This window comes from Bradyrhizobium sp. DOA1 (genome assembly GCF_001593325.1).
Lineage (GTDB): Bacteria > Pseudomonadota > Alphaproteobacteria > Rhizobiales > Xanthobacteraceae > Bradyrhizobium.
In genome coordinates this window covers 4,251,812-4,273,336 of record NZ_JXJM01000001.1, presented here as the reverse complement: position 1 = coordinate 4,273,336, position 21,525 = coordinate 4,251,812, and the positions used below count along the sequence as shown (strand labels likewise).

Here is a 21,525-nt window from a genome sequence, read left to right as displayed (position 1 = left end):
GCCATCATGCCACCGCCAATGCGCGCGGATCTGCCGGCGCCGACACGCCGTCATAGAGGCCGGCGATGCGGGCGCGCTGGGTCACCATCGCCAGCACCGAGTCGAGCGCGGGCGTGGCGATGCCGGTCAGCCGGCCCATCTCCTGCACCACGGTGACGAGCGGGTCGATCTCCATCGGGCGGCCGCGCTCGAGATCCTGGAGCATCGAGGTCTTGTGCGCGCCGACCTTGCGGGCGCCTTCGATGCGGCGCTCGACGTCGACGCGGAATTTGACGCCGAACGTCTCGGCGATGGCCTGCGTCTCCACCATGATGGCGCGCGACAGCGCCCGCGTTGCGGGATCGGTGCAGATCACGTCGAGCGTTGCGTGGGTGAGGGCGCTGATCGGGTTGAAGCAGACATTGCCCCACAGCTTGAGCCAGATCTCGTCGCGGATTCGGTCGAGCACCGGGGCTTTCAGCCCGGCTGCGACGAAGAGCTCGGCGAGCCGCTGCACGTCCGGTGTGATCTCGCCGGAGGGCTCGCCGAGCGGGAAATTGTTGCCGTAGACGTGGCGGATCACGCCGGGCGCCTCGATCTCGGTGGCGGGATAGACGATGCAGCCGATGGCGCGCCCGGCCCCGATCTCGCGCCACTGCCGGCCGCCGGGATCGATGCTCTCCAGCGTCGAATTCTCGTATGGGCCGCCATGCTTGTAGAAATACCAATAGGGGATGCCGTTGACGGCGGTGACGATGCGGGTGTTAGGCCCGAGCAGCGGCTGTATCTTCTCGATCACGCCGGTGATCGAATGCGCCTTCAGCGTGACGATGACGTAGTCCTGCACGCCGAGCTCGGTGGGATCGTCGGTGCAGCGCGGATGCACGGTGTGCTTCTCCTCGCCCGCGAGCAGCGTCAGGCCGCGCTCGCGCATCGCGGCAAGGTGCGCGCCGCGTGCGACCAGGCTGACATCGGCGCCCGCACGGGCGAGCTGAACCCCGAGATATCCGCCGATCGCGCCGGCGCCGTAGATGCAGATCTTCATGAAATCCTCGCGAGCAGAGACCGGATTTTGGGACGAAAGATCCGGTCCGCCTCGGAAAGGATCCGAGCCGGGGCCGGTAGTCGCAGGGGAAGTGTGTGTAGCTTTAGGCGGCCGCTTGCGGCGAGCCGTTGATCGCTTCGTCCACGGCAGCGGCGATGTCGCGCATGCTGATGACGGAGATCAGGCTGTAATCGTCGATCACAGGCAGATGGCGGATGTGATGCCGGTTCATCAGATGGCGCACATGCTCGATCGTGTCCGAGGAGGTGCAGGAGACGAGCTGCTGCACCGAGACCAGCTGCGAGACCCTCACATTGACCGCATTGGCGCCGTGCTCGGCGACCGCGCGCACCACGTCGCGCTCGGTGAACATGCCGACCGCGGTATTGCCCTCCGAGCGGACCACGTCCTTGACCACCAACGCGCTGATATTGTTGGCGCGCATCAGCTTGGCGGCGATACCCACCGTTTCGTTCATTCGCACCGTAACAACGCGCGGCGTCTTCTTGCGCAGAATGTCTCCGACCAGCATTGGAACCTCCCTGGGTGAATGACAGGGCAAGTGTGGTATACATAATGCCAATCGTCAAGCGCTGGGTTTGGCGGATCCGAAAAATCTTGCGACAGCGATGCTGACGTTTGCCATGCGCCAAAAAGAAGGGGCGCATCGCTGCGCCCCTTGTCGGCCTGCAAGGCGTGTGATGGGTTATGCCGTTTCGGTCTTGGCGCTGCCGGTCGCGGTGCTGGTGCCCTCGGCTTCCTTGCCGAGGATGAAGGCGCGGCGCAGCGGCTTGATCACGAACAGCGCCATCAGCGCTGCCGTCGCGTTCAGCGCCACCGCCACCACGAACACCGCCTTCCAGCCATAAGCGGTCGAGATCACGCTGGCGAGCGGAACGAGCAGGGATGCCGTGCCCTTGGCGGTGTAGAGCATGCCGTTGTTGGTGGTCGCGAACTTCGAACCGAAGGTGTCGCCGCAGGTGGCGGGGAACAGCGAATAGATCTCGCCGAACACGCCGAAATAGACCGCGGTCGCGAGCACGAACACGACAGGGATGTGGCCGTAAGCCGACAATGTCAGGAGCATCACCGCCGCCGTGCCGAAGGCGATGAACATGGTGGGCTCGCGGCCGATCGTGTCGGAGACAAAGCCGAAGAAGGGACGGCCAAAGCCGTCGAAGATGCGGTCGAGCGAGATCGCGAAGGTCAGGGCTGCCATCTGGAAGCCGGCGAGGGTGACCGGCGTATCCGCGATCTTGAAGTCGTGCGCGATCGGAGCGATCTGCGCCGCCGTCATCAGCCCGCCCGAGGCGACCATGACGAAAACGAGGTACATCACCCAAAAAACAGGGGTCCGCAGCACTTGCGGCGGGGTGAAATCGATCTTGGTCTGCGGCAGGTTGAGCTGCTTCTTCTTCGGCGGGATCGAGACCCGCGGCGGCTGGATGAAGAAGGCGAGCACGAACACGATCAGGCCCTGGCCGATGCCGAAGGTGAGGAACGCGTGCTGGTAGCCGCTCGACACGATCATGCTCGCGATCGGCACCACGGTGAGCGCAGCGCCGGCGCCGAAGCCCGCAGCGGTTGCGCCCGCGGCGAGGCCGCGGCGGTCGGGAAACCATTTCAGCGCGTTGCCGACGCAGGTGCCGTACACCGCGCCCGCGCCCATGCCGCCGATGATCGCGGCGGCGTAGAGCAGGGTGAGGCTGTCGGCATACGAGTTGAGAATCCACGAGAGCGCGATCATCGCGCCGCCGAACATGATGACGATGCGCGGGCCGTATTTGTCGACGAACCACGCCTCGACCGGCACCAGCCAGGTCTCGGTGACGACGAAGATGGTGAAAGCGAGCTGGATCGCGGCGCGTCCCCAATGATGGGCCGCGTCGATCGGATCGACGAACAGCGTCCAGCCGTATTGCAGATTGGCGATCATCGCCATGCAGACGATGCCCATTGCGAGCTGGAGCCAGCGGAAGCCTGTGCGAAGCGGCGCGGCGGTGACGGCGCCATCCGGGCTGGAAATCATCAAAACCTCCCAACGCCTGTTTTTCTGTGACGCAGGATCGCAAGACGACCTGATGTCGCAACTATTGTGGCTTATCGTCGCAGGCGCAGGGCAGAGATTGGTATACGATATTCCAGTTTGCAAGCTCTAAGTTGCTCCCGCATTCACGAAAATTCGGCGTGTTCCACCCGGGGGCGGCAGCGGCGATCCTTCGGCGCAAACGAAAACGCCCGGCCGTAAGGCCGGGCGTCTTGTTCATCGAACTGTGGCGAAGCCGGTCAGACCGTCGAGTTGGCGACCACGACCTTGCGCCAGGGTTTCAGCACCGCGATCGCCAGAACCGAGGCCAGGATGTTGGCGCCGGCTGCGATGATGAACACGGCGTCCCAGGTGCCCGACGATTGCTGCATGTAGTTGGCGATCGGCACCAGCAGCGCGGCGGTGCCCTTCGCGGTGTAGAGCAGGCCGGCATTGGTGGTCGCGAACTTGGCGCCGAACGTGTCGGTACAGGTCGAGGGGAACAGCGAGTAGATCTCACCCCAGGCGAAGAACACGAAGCCCGAGAGCAGCACGAACCAGATCGGATCGTGGCCCCAGAGGTAGAGCATCCAGATGCCGAACCCTTCCATGCCGAAGGCGATGAACATCGTGTTCTCGCGGCCGATCATGTCAGAGATCCAACCGAAGAACGGACGCGTCAGACCGTTGAGCACGCGGTCGATCGTGGCCGCGAAGGTCACCGCCGTCATCGTCACCGCCATCAGCGTGACCGGCACGTTGTCGACCTTCCAGTCGGCCGCGATCGGCTTCAGATTGGCGGTCACCATCAACCCGCCGGCGCCGACGATCACGAACATGAAGTACATCAGCCAGAAGATCGGCTGACGCAGCACCTCGGTCGGCTGATAGTTGCGGCGGGTCTGCAGCAGATGGGCGTTCGCCACCACGTTCGGCACCTGGCCGGCCTTCGGCGACAGCAGGAAGAAGGCGAGGATGCAGATGATGATGCCCTGTCCGAGACCGAAATAGAGAAAGGTGGTCTGGAAGCCGCTGTCCTTGATCATGGCCTGGATCGGCGCGACGGTCAGCGCGGAGCCTGCACCGAAGCCCGCCGCCGTGATGCCCGCGGCGAGACCGCGCTTGTCCGGAAACCACTTCAGCGCGTTGCCGACGCAGGTGCCGTAGACGCCACCGGCGCCGATGCCCGCGATGATCATGCCGAGATAGTAGCCGTTGAGCGTGGTGGCTTGGGCGTTGATCGCCCAGCCGATGGCGCAGAGCACGCCGCCGACCAGCACGACGATGCGCGGGCCGTATTTGTCGACAAACCATCCCTCGACCGGCACGAGCCAGGTCTCGAACAGCACGAACAGCGTGAAGGCCCATTGGATCGAGGCGCGATCCCAGCCGAACGTCTTCTGGATATCAGGGACGAAGAACGTCCAGCCATATTGGTAGTTGGCGATCATCACCATCGCGCCTACGCCGATGGCCAGCTGCGCCCACCGATAAGCATCGCTCACACGTGCGGTACCGGGGACCGCAGCCGACTGCACCATGTCCGTCATTCAAAACCCTCCCAAACGCGCCGATCATTTTTAAGCATGCGCTGGCGTGCATCCTGGTATGCATTATGCCAAGATTCAAGCGAAGGACTGGAGGGTGCGGCGAAATGGCGCGGGCCTTTCCCATGCGCCATCAGCGGGAAATTGTAAAGCCCCAATCGCTGCCGGCGTGCCGGCGGCGAGGGGAGCTTTTTCCAATCAAACTGTTGATTTTACGGATGTTTTTATCCGAGGCGGCAAGGCCGCGCGGATCCGAATGAAGCGGCAAAGCTGGGGATTTTTAGCGCCGGCACTGTTCCTGCTGACCGGGTGTGCAACGGCTCGGTGAGCACGCGATTCCTGGAATTCTATATTCCAGAAGTCCGGCCTGCGGCAATTTGGCGTGAGCGGCGGCGCGGATTGCGCCGCCTCACGCGGCCGACGTCCGAAGCCGGCTGTAGCCTTCCTGGATCACGGACCAGAACAGCGCGACCAGACCGAGCGCCATGATCGTGCTGACGAGGCCGTTGGAGAAGAACACGCCGAGCGAGCCCTGCGATCCCAGCAGCGATTGGCGGAAGGCTTCCTCCGCCTTGTCGCCGAGCACGATGGCGAGCACCAGCGGCGCGAGCGGGTAGTTGCACTTCTTCAGGAGATAGCCGAGCACGCCGAACACCAGCATCAGCATCACGTCGAAGGTGCTGTTGTGCACCGAATAGGCGCCGATCGCGCACAGCACCAGGATCAGCGGCGCGATGATGCCGAAGGGCACGCGGAGGATCGCGGCGAAGATCGGCACGCAGGTGAGCACGACGATGAGGCCGGCGAGATTGCCGAGATACATCGAGGCGATCAGGCCCCAGACGAATTCCTTCTGCTCGACGAACAGCATGGGACCGGGCTGCAGGCCCCAGATCAGCAAGCCGCCGAGCAGAACGGCGGCAGTCGGGGAGCCGGGCACGCCGAGCGAGAGCATCGGCAGCAGCGCCGCGGTGCCTGCGGCATGCGCGGCCGTCTCCGGCGCGATGACGCCCTCGACCTCGCCCTTGCCGAAATTGTTGCCGCGCCGCGCGAGTCGCTTGGCGATGCCGTAGCTCATGAAGGATGCCGGTGTTGCGCCGGCGGGCGTCACGCCCATCCAGCAGCCGATCAGGCAGGAGCGCAGCGAGGTCATCCAATAGGCGGGCAGCTCCCGCCAGGTCTGCAGCACCACCCGAAGGTTGATGCTGGCCTTGCCGCCGCGGAACGCCAGCCCTTCCTCCATGGTCAGCAGGATCTCGCCGATGCCGAACAGGCCGATCACGGCGATCAGGAAGTCGAATCCGTTGAGCAGCTCGGTGACCCCGAAGGTCAGCCGCAACTGTCCGGTGATCGAATCCAGGCCGACCGCGGCGAGTGCAAAGCCAATCATCATCGCCGCGATGGTCTTGAACGGCGGCTCCTTGCTGAGGCCAACGAAGGAGCAGAAGGCGAGGAAGTACACCGCGAACTTCTCCGCCGGCCCAAATCGCAACGCGAAGCCTGCGACGAGGGGCGCGACCAGCGTGATCATGATGACGGCGAACAATGCGCCCACGAAGGAGGAGGTGAAGGCCGCGGTCAGGGCTTCGCCGGGCTTGCCCTGTTGTGCCATCGGATAGCCGTCGAAGGTGGTCGCGACCGACCATGGCTCGCCCGGTATGTTGAACAGGATCGAGGTGATGGCGCCGCCGAACAATGCACCCCAATAGATGCAGGACAGCATGATGATTGCCGACGTCGGCGGCATGCTGAAGGTGAGGGGGAGGAGGATCGCGACGCCATTGGCGCCGCCTAACCCCGGCAGCACGCCGATGATGACCCCGAGCGTGATGCCGATGACCATCAGCATGATGTTGTAGGGCTGCAGGGCGACCGCGAAGCCGTGAAACAGATTGGCCAACTCTTCCATATCGATACGTCCTGCAACAGTAACGGAAATGACGGGTCAGTGTTTACAGACGAAGCTCTCTTACAGACCGAGCCATTCCTCGATCGGGCCCTTGGGCAGCGGGACCAGGAACCAGCGCTCGAACACCAGATAGGTCACAACCGGCATGCCGACCGCGATTGCGAGGGTTGTCAGCCAGCGATAGCCGCCAAGCCAGCGCATGAACCAGGCGATGAACACCATGGAGGCGACGTAGAGCCCGATGAACGGCATCGAGCCGACATAGATCGCGGTGGGCACGACGACGCTCATGACCTGACGAAGCTGACCCCATTCCGCGAACAGGCGGCCGTCGTCGTCGCGTTGCGCGTTCCACAGGTTGATGGCGCTCGAGGCGACGATGGCGGCGCCGATATAGAAGGGGAAGAAGCCCGCACGCGGGCCCTCCGCACCCCAGTTGATGCCGGCCTTGAGGCTGCCGAAGATCACGATCAGGCCGAACACGCCGATCAGCAGCGCCATGCCGATTTCCAGCGTCTTGTGGGCCGGACCAGTTTCGGATCGTTGAGTCATGGGACCTCCAGGCGAAATCGCAAGTCGTTCGCGGGTCGTGCCAGACGGGAGGACGGCGAGCGTCCTCAGCCGCCGTCGATGTCGCCGATCAATTCCCCGAGGCGAGGAAGCCGGCTTCCTTCATCAAGTCTTGGTGGCGCTTCTCCTCGGTCTCGATCCACTTGGCGTAGTCGGCGCCAGTCAGGAAGGTCGTGTTGAAGGCGCCGCTCTTCATGAAGTCCTGCCACTCCGGCGTGGCGCGGACCTTCTTGAACAGCTCGACATAATATTCGATCTGATCCTTGGTGGCCTTGGGCGACATGAAGATGCCACGCAACATGAGATATTCCATCGCGAGGCCCTGCGACTTGCAGGTCGGAATATCCTTCCAGGCCTTGCCGTCTGCGATCGGCTCGTCATAGGCCATCGGCTGGGCGTCGAACACGCAGAGTGGACGGAGCTTGCCGCCGCGCCATTGCGCCACCGCCTCGATCGGATTGTTGACGGTGGAATCGACGTGATTGCCGACGAGCTGAACGGCGACTTCGCCGCCGCCCTTGTAGGGGATGTAGGTGAATTTCGCCTCGATCGCCTTCTCGAGGCCGACCGTGATGATCTGGTCTTCCTGCTTGGAGCCGGTGCCCCCCATCTTGAACGTGCCGGTCGGCGCCTTCTTCGCGGCGTCGACGTAGTCCTTGACGGTGGCGTACGGCTTCTCGGCGTTCACCCAGAGCACGAACTCGTCGAGCGCCAGCATCGCAACCGGCGTCAGATCCTTCCAGTTGAACGGAATGCCCGTCGCCAGCGGCGTCGTGAACAGGTTGGACAGCGTGATGATGATCTTGTGCGGATTGCCCGACGAGGTCTTCAGGTCGAGGAAGCCTTCGCCGCCCGCGCCGCCGGCCTTGTTGATGACGACCAGCGGCTGCTTCATCAGATTGTGTTTGGTGACGATGCCCTGGATGGTGCGGGCCATCTGATCGGCGCCGCCGCCGGTGCCCGCAGGCACGATGAATTCGACCGGACGGACCGGCTCCCAGGCCGCACGGCTTGCAGTGCTGCTGGCGCACGACATCGCGATTGCCGCCAAAGCGACATTCAGAACGAATGGCTTCATCTGTCTCTCTCCCTGTCGAACCCTCAACGCAGCCGCTCTTTGTCGGCTTGCGCTAGCCCATCTCGAGTCACATGCCCCGGAGTTACCCTTTAGGTCTAGTCCCCGTGGCCGTCCCGATCAAAACTCTATGAGCAGGGATAACGCGCGGCATCCGCTTCTTTCGGCTAAGGGCTTCGCCAATGGGGCGTGGCAACGTTGCCTCTCGGCCCTTCCCGTCCTGCGTTACGTTTCCCCGTCCTTACACTTTTGAATCGCGCAATCGTTCTTGTTTGAATGGATGGTATGCGAAATGCCAGTAGACAAACAATCGGAATCGTCGGTTGGCCTTGGCGGACTAATCGTCGCAGTTGCGCGCGCCGCGAGGGGAGAGCGCTGCCAAACAGAAATGGCCCCGACAGGCGGGGCCATTTGGTCAAACAACGTGTTTTTAGCTTCTGCCATCGCCCATCCGGGTGAGGGCAGCGAAGACCGTCTTACAGGCCGAAGCGCGGCAAATCCCCGTTACGATTGGAGATTTCGGCGCTGGCCATCAGCAGGCCGTCGATCGCGGCCATCAGGCGGGCGAACAGGGAGGAAGAGGGCGCGAGAGCGACGGAAGCGGTCTTGGACATCGGAAATCCCTTTCTTGAGAACAGTCAGTCTTGCTGCCTCATTTCGAAAGGCAATCTATGTATACCAGATGCCACTGTCCATCCGCGAGTTTGCATAGCAGCATGCGGCCTCTCGCATTGCAGCATAATGCCCCGTTAACGGGCCCGTCTCGGACATAAAGTTGCCGGCGCCTGCGAGAAAGCGGTCCTTTCGCCGCTGATGGCGCGAAACGCGGGCGAATCGTCCCGGCCACGCGAGCGGTATCGGCAAGGTCTGCCGCACTGCAACAGGCGGGACTTGGCAGGCCCTTGCAAAGCGGCTAGTGGTCCGCCCCCTATCCAATCAACCGTCAGAGTGGTTCATGTCGAGCGCCTCGCCCGCCGTCTCGATCGGCATCGATTTTGGGACCAGCAACACGGTCGTCGCGCTCGCGGCGGACGACCGCCGCGTCGAGGCCATCCGCTTCGACCATGGCGGACAGCGCCACAGCGTCTACGTCTCGGCGCTGTGCTTCTGGGAGGACCGGCCCGGCGCCGGCGCCCAGGCCGAGGGCGGCCCATGGGCGATCGAGCAGTTTCTCGAAGGCCGGCACGTCTATCGCTTCCTCCAGTCGTTCAAGACCTTTGCGGCCAGCAGCAGCTTCAACACCACGCAAGTGTTCCGGCAGCGCTACAAGTTCGAGGACATCCTGACCGCGTTCCTGCGGACGCTGGCGCGTCATGGCGGCGACAGGTTCGGCTTCGAGACCTCCAACATCACTGTCGGGCGTCCCGTGCGCTTCGCCGGCGGCAATCCCGACGAGGCGCTGGCGATGCAGCGTTACCGCGCCGCGTTCGAGCGTCTGGGTGCCGGCCACGCCCGCTATGTCTACGAGCCCGTCGGCGCAGCGTTCTCCTTTGCCCGCAGGCTGGAGCGCGATGCCACCGTGCTGGTGGCCGATTTCGGCGGCGGCACCAGCGATTTCTCGGTGATGCGCTTCTCGCGCGCCGGCGGCGTCTTGCGCGCCGAGCCGCTCGGCCACGCCGGCATCGGCATTGCCGGCGACACGTTCGACTACCGCATCGTCGATCACATCGTCTCGCCGCGCCTCGGCAAGGGCTCAAGCTTCCGCTCCTTCGACAAGGTGCTGCCGGTCCCCAGCGGCCATTACACCAACCTCGCGCGCTGGCATCAGCTCGCGATGATGAAGAGCAACGGCGATCTGCGGGAGCTCCGTGAGCTGGCGCGTACCGCGCTGAAGCCGCAGCTGCTCGAGGATTTCATCACCATCGTCGATCTCGATCTCGGCTTTTCGCTCTACCGCGCAGTGTCCGACGCCAAGGTCGCGTTGTCGGCGCAGGACGAGGTGGATTTCCGCTTCAAAGGCGGCGGCGTCGACATCGGTGCGGCCATCACGCGGAAGAATTTCGACTCCTGGATCGCCGACGACATCGCCCGGCTGGGCGCCACCGTCGACAAGGTGCTTGGCCAAGCCGGCATCACCGCGCGCGAGGTGGAGAAGGTGTTCTTGACCGGCGGCACGTCATTCGTGCCCGCCGTCCGAAAGCTGTTCGCCGAGCGCTTTGGCAATGAGCGGCTGATGTCGGGCGACCAGTTCGAGTCGATCGCCTATGGTCTCGCGCTGATCGGTCACAGTCCTGATCCGCACCGCTGGACGGCGGATGGCGGGGTCGCGCCGAAGGCGGGCGGATAGGGAACGACGAGACGGGGCTGCTGCGCTGAAAGCTGTACTCTGCGGCCCATCCTTCGAGACGCCCGCCTTCGGCGGGCCCTCAGGATGAGGACGGAGTGTTCGGCAGCAATCTCCACGGGCGAAAACGCTGCTTAGCCTCATCCTGAGGAGACCGCGCAGCGGTCGTCTCGAAGGACGAGGCGCGGGCTCCGCTTGGACGGCTACTGATTGATCTCCGGCTCGACGAGCTTCGCCAGATTGCGCAGGGATTCCTGCCAGCCGAGATAGCAAGCCTCCGGCGGGATGACGTCGGGAATGCCGGCCTGCGTGATGTCGATCTCGGTACCGACCGAGACCTTCTTCAGGATCACCGTCACCTCGATCAGACCCGGCAAATTCGGATCGTCGAACTTGTCGGTGTAGCGCAGGCGTTCATTCGGCACGAGCTCGAGATATTCCCCGCCGAACGAGTGGCTGTGGCCCGTGGTGAAATTCCGGAACGACATCTTGAACGTGCCCCCGACCTTGGGCTCGAAATGATGCACGGTGCAGGTGAAACCGTTCGGCGGCAGCCATTTCGCCATCGCATCGGCCTCCAGAAAGGCGCGATAGACCTTCTCCGGGCTGGTGGCGAGAACGCGGTGCAGGCGGACAGTGCTGGGCATGGTTGTTATCCTCAGTGTTTGATGGGCCCAAGCTGGCCTCTATGGCCCATTAATGTCACGAGGACGACCGGGGAGCCGCCGATCCGACACCAGGTCGCAAATTTCTTTTCGCCTCTCGGAAACACTCCCGCGGCGAGCGCGATGTCGGCTCGACCAATTGGCGAGCCGACATCGCCACTATCACTTCCGCATGGATGCGGCGATCTGACCGACGAGAGTGGCCCAGGGCATGTCGAGTGCCGCGTAAACGGCCGCTGCCTCCGGGGCCGAATTGTCCTTTAGAATCTCGACCATCAGCGTTGCGTAGTCGGAAACAACGACGCCAGCCTGCTGCATGCGGACCAGGGCCGCCTCGTGTTTGGTCTCGCTGAAAGTGCCGGAGGCATCGACCGCGACATAGGCATCGAGGCCGCGCGCCACGGCGGTCATCGCCGGGAAGGCCGCGCAGACTTCGAGCGAGATGCCGGCAAATATCAGCTTCTTGCGGCCGGTGGCTTCGATCGCCCTTGCGACGCGCGTATCGTCGTAAGCATTCACCGTCGACCGATCGATGATCTCGACACCGGGCAGAGCTTCGACGAGCTCTGGAAACGTCGGACCCCACATGCTGTCGCGCGCGGTCGTGGTCACGACGATTGGAAGCTTGAGCGCTTTCGCCGCTTTCGCCAGCGCCACCACATTGTGCTTGAGCTCGCCGGTCGAGTAGTCGCGCACGCCGGTCATGAGGCCGATCTGATGATCGACGAGAATGAGGGCTGCATTGTCGCGGGTAAGGGGTTCGTATTTGGTCATCTCGGGCTCCTGGTCCTTTCACCGATCCGGCAGGCTCCGGATGCGGGCCACGACCATTCGCCGTGACGGGGCGACAACTAGCGACTGGACCATTGACCCAAAAGTCGTCAAAATCTGAACCAAGCGTCCAATTGGTTGGACAGTGGAATTGAGATGCTGGATCTGAACGATTTCTACCTTTTCGTACGCGTGGTCGATCGCGGCGGCTTCACCGCGGCGAGCCGGACGTTGCGCACGCCGAAATCGACCCTCAGCCACCGCATGCAGCAGCTCGAAGCCAGTCTCGGCGTTCGGCTGCTCAACCGCACCTCGCGCAAGTTCGGCATGACAGATGCGGGCGAGGAGTTTTACCGGCACGCGGTCGGCATGCTGCGCGAAGCCGAGACCGCGGAAGCTGCGATCCGGGGGCGGCTTGCCGAGCCGAGCGGCACGATTCGCTGCACAGGCGGGGTTGCGACCATGCAGTTCGCGATGTCGGACATCGTTGCGGACTTCCTCGTCCAGTATCCGAAAGTCAACGTCGTCGTGCACGCCGTCGATCGGACCGTCGATATCGTCAGCGAAAATTTTGACGTCGCCATCCGCGCTCACACCGATCCCTTGCCGGATTCCAATCTGGTGCAACGGACCTTGGCGCCGGCGCCCTGGTTTTTGTTCGCTGGTGCGGACTACCTGAAAAGACACGGCGAACCGGAAAAGCCGCAGGACCTTGCCAGTCATCCATCGCTATTCATGACGCGGATGGGCTTCGATCCGGTCTGGCGGCTGCGCCATGCGCGCCAGGCCAGGAACGTTGTCGTGGTACCCCTGAAGCCGCGACTATTGAGCGATGACATGGTCGGCCTTCAGCAAGCCGCGATCAGGGGGCTCGGGATCGTGGCCTTGCCGGGCTACATCTGCCGTCCCGCCGTCAAATCCGGCGCGCTGCGCCGCGTGCTGCCGGGCTGGATTGCGGGCGATTCCACGATCACCGCGCTCATCCCCTACCGGCAAGGCCTCTTGCCATCGGTCCGCGCTTTCCTCGATCATCTCGCGGCCGAGTTTCCGAAGTCAGTCTTGATGTAGATCGTCCAATTCTTCGGACGCTGTGTTCTGAATTTGCCGTCTTTTCGGCTGCGCTGTCGTCGCCCAAGGTTGTGCCCAGAGGATGCAATCTGGACCCGACCCATGCCCGACATCATCAACGTCGACAACATACGCACCGAGACGAAGCGCCTCGGCCAGATCGCCGTCGCGCGCCCGCACAGCATTGGTGACGGATACACTGCGCATCACTTTTCCGAGGAGATGTTTGGCGGAAAGATGGATCCGCTGTTGATGGTGGACGATTTCGTGATGAGCGCGCCAACCTTCGCTCCACATCTGCATGCGGGCATTTCCGCAGTAACAGTGATCTTCGAGGACTCCGCCGGCGAGTTCATCAATCGCGATACGCTCGGCCACAACGTCGCGCTTAGGGCGGGCGATCTCTACTGGCTGGTGGCGGCGAGCGGGGCCGTCCACGAAGAGCGACCGGCGCAGGGCGCGATGATCCACGCGCTGCAGATCTTTGTCAATCTGCCGCGCCATTTGAAACACGAGCCGGCGCGCGCGCTGCATGTTTGCGCCGAGGAGGTGCCGGTACTCACGGGCCGCGGGCATCGCGTGCGCGTGCTGCTCGGGCGCACCGGCACGGCGGTGGGTGCCGAGGACACGCCCGAAGAGATGACGATGCTGGATGGCGTTCTCGACGCGGGCGGTCGCTTCGCGCATCGGCTGCCGGAGGGACGCCAGGCCTGGATCTACGCGGTGTCGGGCAGCCTGGTTGTTCATCATGAAGATGATCATCGAACGCTCAATGCAACGCATGCAACCACGGTAGAGGCTGGCCCGGAAACCGATATTGTCATGGAAGCCACGCTCCCGGCGCACTTCGTATTGATGGCGGCGAAGCCGATCCGCGAAGCGTTCGTCAAGCATGGCCCGCTTGTGACGTCGACGGAAGCCGACGTTCGCCAGACGCTCGCGTCCTACGCTGAAGGTGAATTCGGCCGCATTCCCGCTTAGCGATCTCTCGCACATCAAAACCAGGCCACGCGCGACGCGCCCATCGCGTGATTGGTGAAGCCATGTTTATGGGAAGGAGACCCAAGATGTCATCAGTGCAAACCGATCTTGTAACCGAAGGCGAATTTATCCGCATCACGGCGGAGGAAGCCGAGCGTGAACGTGCGCTACGCAACCGCTTTGCCTCGTTCTGGAGCATTGCGAGCGGCGATCCGCGCGCCGTCTATGATGCCTTTATCTCCGGATCTCCGATGGCCGGCGATTTGTTGATCGACGACGTCAACGAGGCGGTGGTGAACGCCCAATTCGTTTGCCCGCGACAAGCCAAGCCGGGACAGGCGCTTCTCTTCCTCCATGGCGGCGGCTACGTGCTGGGATCGGCGAGGGCGTATCGCGGCTTTGTCAGCCAGATCGTCAGCCGCACGCAGATCCCCGCACTGGTCATCGATTACCCGCTGGCGCCGGAAGCGAAATTGCCGGCAGGCCCGGATGCGGCGCGCCTGGCCTGGCAATGGCTCGTCGCGCAGGGTTTTCAAGAGATCGCAATCGTCGGCGATTCCGCCGGCGGCGGTCTGACGCTGGTGACCTTGCAGGGACTGACGAGCGAGCCGCATGGCCCGACGCCGATCGCCGGCGTGGTGTTCTCGCCGTGGACCGATCTTTCGCTGTCGGGCGCGTCGATGACGGACGCCGATGTGGTCGATCCCCTGATCGGTCGTGATTATCTCGAGGATTGTGCCGGCAAATATACCGGCAAGTTCAGCGCCACCGATCCGCTGGCATCGCCGCTGTTTGGCGAGATGGAGGGCCTGCCGCCTCTGCTCGTCCAGGTCGGTACCGACGAGCGCCTGCTTGACGATTCCCGCCGCTTTGCCTGCCGCGCGGCACAGGCCGGAGTGCCGGTCGAACTGCAGATCTTCGAGGGCATGCATCATGTCTTCCAGCTGGACGTCGCGCATCTCGAAACCAGCAGGAGCGCGCTCGATCGCGCCGCCGCCTTCCTGCGCAACGCCTTCGAACGCCGCTGAGACGGCACAGCTTCAGGGACTGAGGTCATGACCAACGCAATCCAATCGTTTGACACCATCATCGTGGGTGGCGGATCGGCCGGCGCCGTGCTCGCGAACCGCCTGAGCACCGATCGCGCCCGGCGTGTGCTGCTGCTGGAAGCCGGCAAGGCCTATGCCCCGGCGAACTATCCTGACGTCATCGCAAACGCGAACCGCGTCGGGGGCGATAAGGATCACGACTGGGGATATCGGACCCAGGACCATCTTGGTCTAGGTCACGATGTGCCGGCACTGCGAGGCAAGGTGCTGGGCGGAAGCTCCGGCATCAACGCGGCGGTTGCGATGCGAGCGCGGCCGTCCGATTTTGCGCGATGGGCAAGCCATGGCATCGAGGGTTGGTCTTTCGCGGAGGTGCTGCCCGTCTTCAAGGCCATGGAGAACACGCCTGATGGCGACGATGCTTGGCGCGGCCGCACCGGGCCGTTCCCGATCCGTCAGCGCACGATGGAGGAAAACACCCCGTCGATGCGCGCTTTCGTTCACGCCGCTGAAGTTTGTGGACTGCCCCGCGTGGCAGATTTCAACGGCGCTGAGCAGCACGGCGTTGCCCCCTATACCCTCAACGTCGTCGACGGCCGGCGCATCAACACCGGCATGGCTTATCTCACTGAGGAGGTACGATGCCGGCCGAACCTGACCATCCTGGGCGGGTGTGAGGTCGACCGTGTGCTCTTCGATGGACGGTGCGCCTCCGGCGTGTTGCTGATCGATGGCCGGATGATCGCGGCCGGGCAGGTGGTCCTGTCGGCGGGATCCTATGGCAGCCCGGCGATCCTGATGCGTTCGGGCGTCGGTCCGTCGTCGCATCTGAGGGAGTTCGGCATTCCCATTGTCGTCGACGCACCGGTGGGCGAAAGGCTCAAGGAGCACCCGTTCTACTACAATGTTTACGCGCTCAAGCCAGAGGCCAAGTCGATGGCGCCGGTTGCCGGCGCCATCATCTGGACCCGTTCGAGCGAGGCGGCGGCCGATGAGCTGGACCTGCATATCTCCGGCACGCACATTTTCGATGCCGCACAAAGCCCGACCGGCGGCGCCATCGTTCTGGCCTGTTCCGTAACGCTGCCGAAATCGAGGGGCACCGTCCGCCTTGCGAGCCGTGATCCGCGCGTGATGCCGCTGATCCGCTTCAACTTCTTTCAGGATCCGAGCGACCTCAGGCGGATGATGGAGGCGGTGAAGCTGTCCCGCCTCATCGGACAGACGGCTCCGTTCAGCGATGTGGTCTCAAGCGAGATGACGCCGGGCAGGCACATCGTGGACGACAAGGCACTTGAGACGGAGATCGTTGCGTCGGTGGACGGTTACTCGCACCCGACCTCGTCGGTGCCGATGGGCGGCCCCAACGATCCGGGTGCCGTTGTCGATGAGAGTGGTGCCGTCCGCGGCGTCGATGCTCTTCATGTCGTCGACGCCTCCATCATGCCCGATATCGTCTCGGCACCGACGAACGTGACGACGATCATGATGGCGGAGGCTATCAGCAGCAAGCTGTGAGCGAGCTTCGCAGGCCAGGGCCTGCCGCATCAGCGGAACACTTGACTTCTGCTCGAAACTTATCCGCCAAGCGAGAGGAACGGGCAGCGTGGTGGCTTGTTGTTCGCGATCAGGACAGGAGACGGGTCAGATGTTCAAGAAGCTCATGCTGGGCGCGGTGATCGCGTCGATGATGGGATCCACCGGAATGGCGCAGCCCAGCCAGGGTCAGCAAGGCGCGCAAGCCGGGGTGGGTGGAACGAGCGACACCACGAAGAATAGGGGCAAGGCCAAAGACGGCATGACAACTGGCACGTCGTCCGCCGGCACCACGGACGGCTCAGGCAGCAGCGCCCCTGGCGGACAATCTTCCAAGAAGAGCTCGCTGCCCAGGTGAGCTGAGGCTCAAGTGAGCTCTGAATCAAGTGAGTTCAGGATCAAGTGTCAGGTGAGTTCAGGAGGCGCCCATCGTTCGGTCTAGGACCAAACGATGGGCGCAAACTTCAAACCGCGGCTAAGAAGTTCTTCGCCGAGCAGACCAGCACGCTCCTTCGCTGCAGCTCCGACGAGGCGGTATTTGTGACCCAACGCCTTGTCGGCTTCGACCTGACGTCGAATGCTTTCGTAGAGGCGAACGACACTCTCGTCAGTCAGGTGATCGAAGCTACCGGCGGCCGGGGACGAAATGCCCGCGGCCGATCTGCTCTTTCGCAGAGCCGATACGACGGCATCAAAAGATTTCTCATCGCTCATAGGAAGTGCCGTCCCGCTTGCTGATCGACACACACTATGCGACCGGACCGAACCCGCGGGATAACAAAAGTTAATTAACGGCATGCGGTGGCTGGCTCGGCCTATGCCGCCACGTCCTGCGGTGTCATCGTAAACGCCAACCTGTAACGACCGAACGTCGGATCGTCCTGCGAACCAGCTCCGTGAAGCGATGACGGCGAGAGCGGTCCAGCGATCACGGCCTCGACCACATCGCTATCGTAACCCGTCAGCAGAATGATCCAGTCGGCGGCGCCGTCCTTTCCCCGGATCTGCTGCTCCGTGGTGGGTGAATTCGTCCTGGGCGTATCGGTCAGGAGCAGGTGGGCGCCCGTCAGCCCCGGCTTCGAGGCGAGGGCGCCGAGCGTATCGAGAAGGTACGCCTGCAGCTCAGCGGCGCGTTCAGTGTGCGGCGACAGCCTGATGGTGGCGAGCGCGCCCGCGACGCCGCCGCCAAAGCTCGCGGCGATCCGGCATTGGCTGCGTACCATGCCGAGATGATGCGGCATCATCTTCGTCGACCACGGCGTCGGCGCGTTGAGCCGGTCGTGATATCCTTTCGACGTCAGGACTTCGTATTGATCCAGTTCATAAAGCACGAAGAAGCCTTCAGCGTCCGTCGTGCTGCTCCAGCGCGATCCCCGCCGGAAGCCGGGAATGCTCATCCGCTCCGGAAAATGCTCATGCGAATGCCAGTCGCCGAACTCGCTACGCTGCTCGGCGCGAACGCTCCACCACATAGCAACGGCGGCCTTGCCCAGCAGTGACATGGTGGACCTCTCTTCCTCGGATTGTTTCCAGCAGGCGCGCTAGACGAGCGATCGCGCTTCAACATCGCTTCGGACGGCAGGACGTGGGTGCTTCGAACCATGCCATAATACCCCTGTTTTGCCCGACGCCTCGGACTATTTTTCGGCTCATCAGAAATTGCGTTTGCGATCAAGGACTTGGCTACTGTGCATGGGGTTGTTTTTTTCAGTTTGGATTAGAGCCTGTCGAGACGCACCGCCCGCTCAAGCAAAAGGGCCGCCCCTCCGGGCGGCCCTTTCGTCTCGTTCGATGCGGACCCGCTTACTCCGCCGCCTGCTTCTGCGGCGGATCGAGCGCGCCGGACTTGTGGATCTCGGCGACCTGGTGATCGGAGAAGCCGAGCACCGTGCGCAGGATCTCGTCGGTGTGCTCGCCGAGCAGCGGGGAGCGCTCGACGTCGCTCGGAGAGTCCGACAGCTTGATCGGGTTGCCGACCGAGATGTACTTGCCGCGGGTGGGGTGATCGACCTCTACCACGGTGCCGGTGGCGCGCAGCGACTGGTCCTCGGCGATCTCCTTCATCGACAGGATCGGGCCGCAGGGGATGTCGTCCTTGTTGAGGATCTCCATCGCCTCGAACTTGGTCTTGGTCATCGTCCACTGCTCGATGCGGGCGAAGATCTCGTTGAGGCGCGGCAGGCGGGCCGCCGGCTTGGCGTAGTTCGGATCGGTCTTCCAGGTGGGCTCGCCGATCACGTCGCAGATCTTCTCCCAGACCGGAGCCTGGGTGATGAAGTAGATGTAGGCGTTGGGATCGGTCTCCCAGCCCTTGCACTTCAGAATGCGGCCGGGCTGGCCGCCGCCGGAATCGTTGCCGGCACGCGGCACGGCATCGCCGAACGGAATGCCTTCGCCGAACTGGCTGTATTCCTTGAGCGGGCCGTGGGCGAGGCGCTGCTGGTCGCGCAGCTTGACGCGGGCGAGGTTGAGCACGCCGTCCTGCATCGCGGCGGTGACGCGCTGGCCCTTGCCCGAATGCGTGCGCTGATAGAGCGCGGTGACGATGCCGAGCGCGAGGTGCAGGCCGGTGCCGGAATCGCCGATCTGCGCGCCGGTGACGAGCGGCACGCCGTCGCGGAAGCCGGTGGTGGAGGCGGCGCCGCCGGTGCACTGCGCGACGTTCTCATAGACCTTGCAGTCTTCGTAGGGCCCAGGGCCGAAGCCCTTGATCGAGGCAACGATCATCTTCGGGTTGATCGCCTGGATCTTCTCCCAGGGGAAGCCCATGCGGTCGAGCACGCCGGGGCCGAAATTCTCCACCAGCACGTCGCACTTCTTGATCAACTCAGTGAGGACTTCCTTGCCCTTGGGATTCTTGGTGTCGAGTGTGATCGAGCGCTTGTTGTGGTTGAGCATGGTGAAATACAGGCTGTCCACGTTCGGGATGTCCTGCAGCTGGCCGCGGGTGATGTCACCCACGCCCGGACGTTCCACCTTGATCACGTCGGCGCCGAACCAGGCCAAGAGCTGCGTGCAGGTCGGTCCGGACTGGACGTGGGTGAAGTCGAGAATGCGAACGCCCGTGAGCGCTTTGGTCATCATGTTGCTCCGTACTCTGTCTGCCCCTGCACCCGGCAGGGAATAAGGGTTGAGGGGTGGCTGAAGCGCACTTGGCGCTTCAGCTCTATTGTTTGGGCATGATCTGTCCGGAAAACCGCTGCACACTTTTCCGGATCATGCCTTACTTCTTCTTCTGCAGAACGCTCTGCGGATTGAGGTTGCCGATGCGGCCGCTCTCCGAGCCCGCGGCCGGATCGATCACCGCGTTGATCAGCGTCGGCTTGCCCGACTTCATGGCTTCGTTGACGGCGCGCTTCAGCTCGTCCGGCGAGGTCGCATTCACGCCGACGCCGCCGAAGGCTTCCATCATCTTGTCGTAGCGCGCGCCCTTGACGAACACGGTCGTCGCCGGATCGGCGTTGGCGCCGTTGACGTCGGTGCCGCGATAGATGCCGTCATTGTTGAAGATGACCACGCAGATCGGCAAATTGTAGCGGCAGATGGTCTCGACCTCCATGCCGGAGAAGCCGAAGGCCGAGTCGCCTTCCACGGCGAGCACGGGATGACCGGTCTCGAGCGCGGCGGCGATCGCCTGGCCCATGCCGATGCCCATCACGCCCCAGGTGCCGACGTCGAGACGCTTGCGCGGCTTGTACATGTCGATGACGCCGCGGGCGAGATCGAGGGTGTTGGCGCCTTCGTTGACGAGGATCGCCTCGGGATACTCCTTGATGACGTTCTTCAGCACGCCGAGCGCGCCGTGATAGTCCATCGGCGACTTGTTGTTCATCAGCTTCGGCGCCATCTTGGCGACGTTCTCTTCGCGCTTGGACGAGATCGCCTTGGTCCATTCGGCGGGCGGGGCGGTCCAGCCCGTTGCCATCGCCTGGTTGAAGGCGGAGACGACCGAGCCGATGTCGCCGACGACGGGCGCGACGATCTCGACGTTGGAGTCCATCTCCTTCGGCTCGATGTCGACCTGGATGAATTTCTTGGGCGCTTCGCCCCAGCTCTTGCCCTTGCCGTGCGAAAGCAGCCAGTTCAGCCGCGCGCCGATCAGCATGACGACGTCGGAGTCCTTCAGTACGGTCGAGCGGGCCGCGCCGGCGCATTGCGGATGGGTGTCGGGCAGCAGGCCCTTGGCCATGCTCATCGGGAGGAACGGCACGCCGCTCTTCTCGACGAAGCTCTTGATCTCCTCGTCGGCCTGCGCGTAGGCCGCGCCTTTGCCGAGGATGATGAGCGGACGCTTGGCGCTCTTGAGCACGTCGAGCGCGCGCTTGATCGAAGCGGGCGAGGGGATCTGGGCGGGCGCGGCGTCGATCACCTTGACCAGCGACTTCTGGCCGGCCTCGGCGTTCATCACTTGGCCGAACAGCTTGGCCGGCAGGTCGAGATAGACGCCGCCGGGACGACCCGACACCGCGGCGCGGATGGCGCGGGCGAAACCGATGCCGATGTCCTGGGCGTGCAGCACGCGATAAGCCGCCTTGCACAGCGGCTTGGCAATCGCGAGCTGGTCCATCTCTTCATAGTCGCCCTGCTGGAGGTCGACGATCTCGCGCTCGGAGGAGCCCGAGACCAGGATCATCGGATAGCAATTGGTGGTGGCGTGGGCGAGGGCGGTGAGACCGTTGAGGAAGCCGGGCGCCGAGACGGTGAGGCAGACGCCGGGCTTCTTGGTGAGATAGCCGGCGATGCCTGCGGCGTAGCCGGCGTTCTGCTCGTGACGGAAGGAGATCACGCGAATACCCGCGGCCTGCGCCATGCGGCCCAAATCCGTGATCGGGATGCCCGGCACATTGTAGATGGTGTTGATGCCGTTCAGTTTGAGCGCGTCGATGACGAGATGGAAGCCATCCGTCAGCTCCTGCTCGGTGCCCGGTGCTTCGGACTTGGTCGCGGTATTCAGCATGGGCCTTGTCTCCCTGGTCTCAAGATGCGGGGCGAGTTGTTCGCCCTTCTGGTGAAGTTGCTA

20 protein-coding genes are annotated in these 21,525 nt (G+C 63.5%); 6 read left to right on the top strand and 14 right to left on the bottom strand.

Translation table 11 applies throughout. The annotated features are described in order from the left end of the window. Window positions 1-4: 4 nt before the first annotated feature. The 8 genes from SE91_RS20145 to SE91_RS37170 all read right to left on the bottom strand — a co-directional run bounded on the left by SE91_RS20145 (window position 5) and on the right by SE91_RS37170 (window position 8,765). Entirely contained in the window at window positions 5-1,024 is a 1,020-nt protein-coding gene (locus tag SE91_RS20145) for a 2-dehydropantoate 2-reductase (protein ID WP_061848829.1), read from the bottom strand. Between the two features lie 103 nt (window positions 1,025-1,127). Then, window positions 1,128-1,556, bottom strand: coding sequence for a CBS domain-containing protein (locus tag SE91_RS20140; protein ID WP_008553885.1), 429 nt, complete (start codon window positions 1,554-1,556; stop codon window positions 1,128-1,130). Window positions 1,557-1,730: 174 nt separating this feature from the next. Continuing rightward, a complete protein-coding gene (gene oxlT, locus SE91_RS20135) occupies window positions 1,731-3,053 on the bottom strand; it encodes an oxalate/formate MFS antiporter (RefSeq protein WP_061848828.1) in 1,323 nt (440 codons plus the stop codon). Between the two features lie 257 nt (window positions 3,054-3,310). Then, on the bottom strand, window positions 3,311-4,600 hold the full coding sequence (gene oxlT / locus SE91_RS20130; protein WP_061848827.1) for an oxalate/formate MFS antiporter: 1,290 nt from the start codon (window positions 4,598-4,600) through the stop codon (window positions 3,311-3,313). Window positions 4,601-5,006: 406 nt separating this feature from the next. After that, window positions 5,007-6,506, bottom strand: a complete 1,500-nt coding sequence (locus SE91_RS20125) for a tripartite tricarboxylate transporter permease (RefSeq protein ID WP_060735590.1) — start codon at window positions 6,504-6,506, stop codon at window positions 5,007-5,009. Between the two features lie 60 nt (window positions 6,507-6,566). Then, window positions 6,567-7,058, bottom strand: a complete 492-nt coding sequence (locus SE91_RS20120; RefSeq protein ID WP_061848826.1) for a tripartite tricarboxylate transporter TctB family protein — start codon at window positions 7,056-7,058, stop codon at window positions 6,567-6,569. 88 nt (window positions 7,059-7,146) lie between these two features. Further along, on the bottom strand, window positions 7,147-8,154 hold the full coding sequence (locus SE91_RS20115; RefSeq protein WP_061848825.1) for a Bug family tripartite tricarboxylate transporter substrate binding protein: 1,008 nt from the start codon (window positions 8,152-8,154) through the stop codon (window positions 7,147-7,149). Between the two features lie 473 nt (window positions 8,155-8,627). Then, window positions 8,628-8,765 carry a hypothetical protein gene (locus SE91_RS37170; RefSeq protein ID WP_008553911.1) on the bottom strand — a complete coding sequence of 46 codons (138 nt, stop codon included), beginning with the start codon at window positions 8,763-8,765 and terminating at the stop codon, window positions 8,628-8,630. 341 nt (window positions 8,766-9,106) lie between these two features. On the opposite strand from SE91_RS37170, the gene SE91_RS20110 reads away from it, so the two are divergent. Beyond that, entirely contained in the window at window positions 9,107-10,438 is a 1,332-nt protein-coding gene (locus tag SE91_RS20110; protein ID WP_061848824.1) for an Hsp70 family protein, read from the top strand. A gap of 200 nt (window positions 10,439-10,638) precedes the next feature. Here the strand turns inward: SE91_RS20110 and SE91_RS20105 are convergent, their stop codons facing one another. Both SE91_RS20105 and SE91_RS20100 read right to left on the bottom strand, forming a co-directional pair. Continuing rightward, window positions 10,639-11,082 carry an SRPBCC family protein gene (locus SE91_RS20105; RefSeq protein ID WP_061848823.1) on the bottom strand — a complete coding sequence of 148 codons (444 nt, stop codon included), beginning with the start codon at window positions 11,080-11,082 and terminating at the stop codon, window positions 10,639-10,641. A gap of 180 nt (window positions 11,083-11,262) precedes the next feature. Next, the gene (locus SE91_RS20100; protein WP_061848822.1) at window positions 11,263-11,874 is read right to left on the bottom strand and encodes an isochorismatase family protein; all 612 of its coding nucleotides are present in this window, start codon (window positions 11,872-11,874) and stop codon (window positions 11,263-11,265) included. Between the two features lie 153 nt (window positions 11,875-12,027). On the opposite strand from SE91_RS20100, the gene SE91_RS20095 reads away from it, so the two are divergent. The 5 genes from SE91_RS20095 to SE91_RS20075 all read left to right on the top strand — a co-directional run bounded on the left by SE91_RS20095 (window position 12,028) and on the right by SE91_RS20075 (window position 16,863). Beyond that, entirely contained in the window at window positions 12,028-12,939 is a 912-nt protein-coding gene (locus tag SE91_RS20095; RefSeq protein WP_061848821.1) for a LysR substrate-binding domain-containing protein, read from the top strand. 102 nt (window positions 12,940-13,041) lie between these two features. Beyond that, a complete protein-coding gene (locus tag SE91_RS20090) occupies window positions 13,042-13,920 on the top strand; it encodes a pirin family protein (protein ID WP_061848820.1) in 879 nt (292 codons plus the stop codon). An 86-nt stretch (window positions 13,921-14,006) separates the two neighbouring features. Further along, entirely contained in the window at window positions 14,007-14,948 is a 942-nt protein-coding gene (locus tag SE91_RS20085) for an alpha/beta hydrolase (RefSeq protein ID WP_061848819.1), read from the top strand. A 27-nt stretch (window positions 14,949-14,975) separates the two neighbouring features. Continuing rightward, window positions 14,976-16,487, top strand: coding sequence for a GMC family oxidoreductase (locus SE91_RS20080; protein WP_061848818.1), 1,512 nt, complete (start codon window positions 14,976-14,978; stop codon window positions 16,485-16,487). A gap of 130 nt (window positions 16,488-16,617) precedes the next feature. Beyond that, window positions 16,618-16,863, top strand: coding sequence for a hypothetical protein (locus SE91_RS20075; protein WP_061848817.1), 246 nt, complete (start codon window positions 16,618-16,620; stop codon window positions 16,861-16,863). Window positions 16,864-16,943: 80 nt separating this feature from the next. On the opposite strand, the gene SE91_RS20070 is transcribed toward SE91_RS20075, so the two are convergent. The 4 genes from SE91_RS20070 to oxc form a co-directional block, all read right to left on the bottom strand. Then, entirely contained in the window at window positions 16,944-17,219 is a 276-nt protein-coding gene (locus tag SE91_RS20070) for a hypothetical protein (RefSeq protein WP_008553926.1), read from the bottom strand. 101 nt (window positions 17,220-17,320) lie between these two features. After that, entirely contained in the window at window positions 17,321-18,007 is a 687-nt protein-coding gene (locus tag SE91_RS20065; protein ID WP_061848816.1) for a hypothetical protein, read from the bottom strand. A gap of 301 nt (window positions 18,008-18,308) precedes the next feature. Beyond that, window positions 18,309-19,586: a formyl-CoA transferase gene (frc, locus tag SE91_RS20060; RefSeq protein WP_061851219.1), complete on the bottom strand. Its 1,278-nt coding sequence runs from the start codon at window positions 19,584-19,586 to the stop codon at window positions 18,309-18,311. A gap of 142 nt (window positions 19,587-19,728) precedes the next feature. Beyond that, window positions 19,729-21,462, bottom strand: coding sequence for an oxalyl-CoA decarboxylase (gene oxc / locus SE91_RS20055; RefSeq protein ID WP_060735593.1), 1,734 nt, complete (start codon window positions 21,460-21,462; stop codon window positions 19,729-19,731). Between the last annotated feature and the right edge of the window lie 63 nt (window positions 21,463-21,525).

What these genes read in the sequence shown, in the direction of transcription:
- SE91_RS20145 (WP_061848829.1), bottom strand. Translation starts at nt 1,024, where the DNA reads ATGAAGATCTGCATCTACGGCGCCGGCGCGATCGGCGGATATCTCGGG.
- SE91_RS20140 (WP_008553885.1), bottom strand. Translation starts at nt 1,556, where the DNA reads ATGCTGGTCGGAGACATTCTGCGCAAGAAGACGCCGCGCGTTGTTACG.
- oxlT (WP_061848828.1), bottom strand. Translation starts at nt 3,053, where the DNA reads ATGATTTCCAGCCCGGATGGCGCCGTCACCGCCGCGCCGCTTCGCACA.
- oxlT (WP_061848827.1), bottom strand. Translation starts at nt 4,600, where the DNA reads ATGACGGACATGGTGCAGTCGGCTGCGGTCCCCGGTACCGCACGTGTG.
- SE91_RS20125 (WP_060735590.1), bottom strand. Translation starts at nt 6,506, where the DNA reads ATGGAAGAGTTGGCCAATCTGTTTCACGGCTTCGCGGTCGCCCTGCAG.
- SE91_RS20120 (WP_061848826.1), bottom strand. Translation starts at nt 7,058, where the DNA reads ATGACTCAACGATCCGAAACTGGTCCGGCCCACAAGACGCTGGAAATC.
- SE91_RS20115 (WP_061848825.1), bottom strand. Translation starts at nt 8,154, where the DNA reads ATGAAGCCATTCGTTCTGAATGTCGCTTTGGCGGCAATCGCGATGTCG.
- SE91_RS37170 (WP_008553911.1), bottom strand. Translation starts at nt 8,765, where the DNA reads ATGTCCAAGACCGCTTCCGTCGCTCTCGCGCCCTCTTCCTCCCTGTTC.
- SE91_RS20110 (WP_061848824.1), top strand. Translation starts at nt 9,107, where the DNA reads ATGTCGAGCGCCTCGCCCGCCGTCTCGATCGGCATCGATTTTGGGACC.
- SE91_RS20105 (WP_061848823.1), bottom strand. Translation starts at nt 11,082, where the DNA reads ATGCCCAGCACTGTCCGCCTGCACCGCGTTCTCGCCACCAGCCCGGAG.
- SE91_RS20100 (WP_061848822.1), bottom strand. Translation starts at nt 11,874, where the DNA reads ATGACCAAATACGAACCCCTTACCCGCGACAATGCAGCCCTCATTCTC.
- SE91_RS20095 (WP_061848821.1), top strand. Translation starts at nt 12,028, where the DNA reads ATGCTGGATCTGAACGATTTCTACCTTTTCGTACGCGTGGTCGATCGC.
- SE91_RS20090 (WP_061848820.1), top strand. Translation starts at nt 13,042, where the DNA reads ATGCCCGACATCATCAACGTCGACAACATACGCACCGAGACGAAGCGC.
- SE91_RS20085 (WP_061848819.1), top strand. Translation starts at nt 14,007, where the DNA reads ATGTCATCAGTGCAAACCGATCTTGTAACCGAAGGCGAATTTATCCGC.
- SE91_RS20080 (WP_061848818.1), top strand. Translation starts at nt 14,976, where the DNA reads ATGACCAACGCAATCCAATCGTTTGACACCATCATCGTGGGTGGCGGA.
- SE91_RS20075 (WP_061848817.1), top strand. Translation starts at nt 16,618, where the DNA reads ATGTTCAAGAAGCTCATGCTGGGCGCGGTGATCGCGTCGATGATGGGA.
- SE91_RS20070 (WP_008553926.1), bottom strand. Translation starts at nt 17,219, where the DNA reads ATGAGCGATGAGAAATCTTTTGATGCCGTCGTATCGGCTCTGCGAAAG.
- SE91_RS20065 (WP_061848816.1), bottom strand. Translation starts at nt 18,007, where the DNA reads ATGTCACTGCTGGGCAAGGCCGCCGTTGCTATGTGGTGGAGCGTTCGC.
- frc (WP_061851219.1), bottom strand. Translation starts at nt 19,586, where the DNA reads ATGACCAAAGCGCTCACGGGCGTTCGCATTCTCGACTTCACCCACGTC.
- oxc (WP_060735593.1), bottom strand. Translation starts at nt 21,462, where the DNA reads ATGCTGAATACCGCGACCAAGTCCGAAGCACCGGGCACCGAGCAGGAG.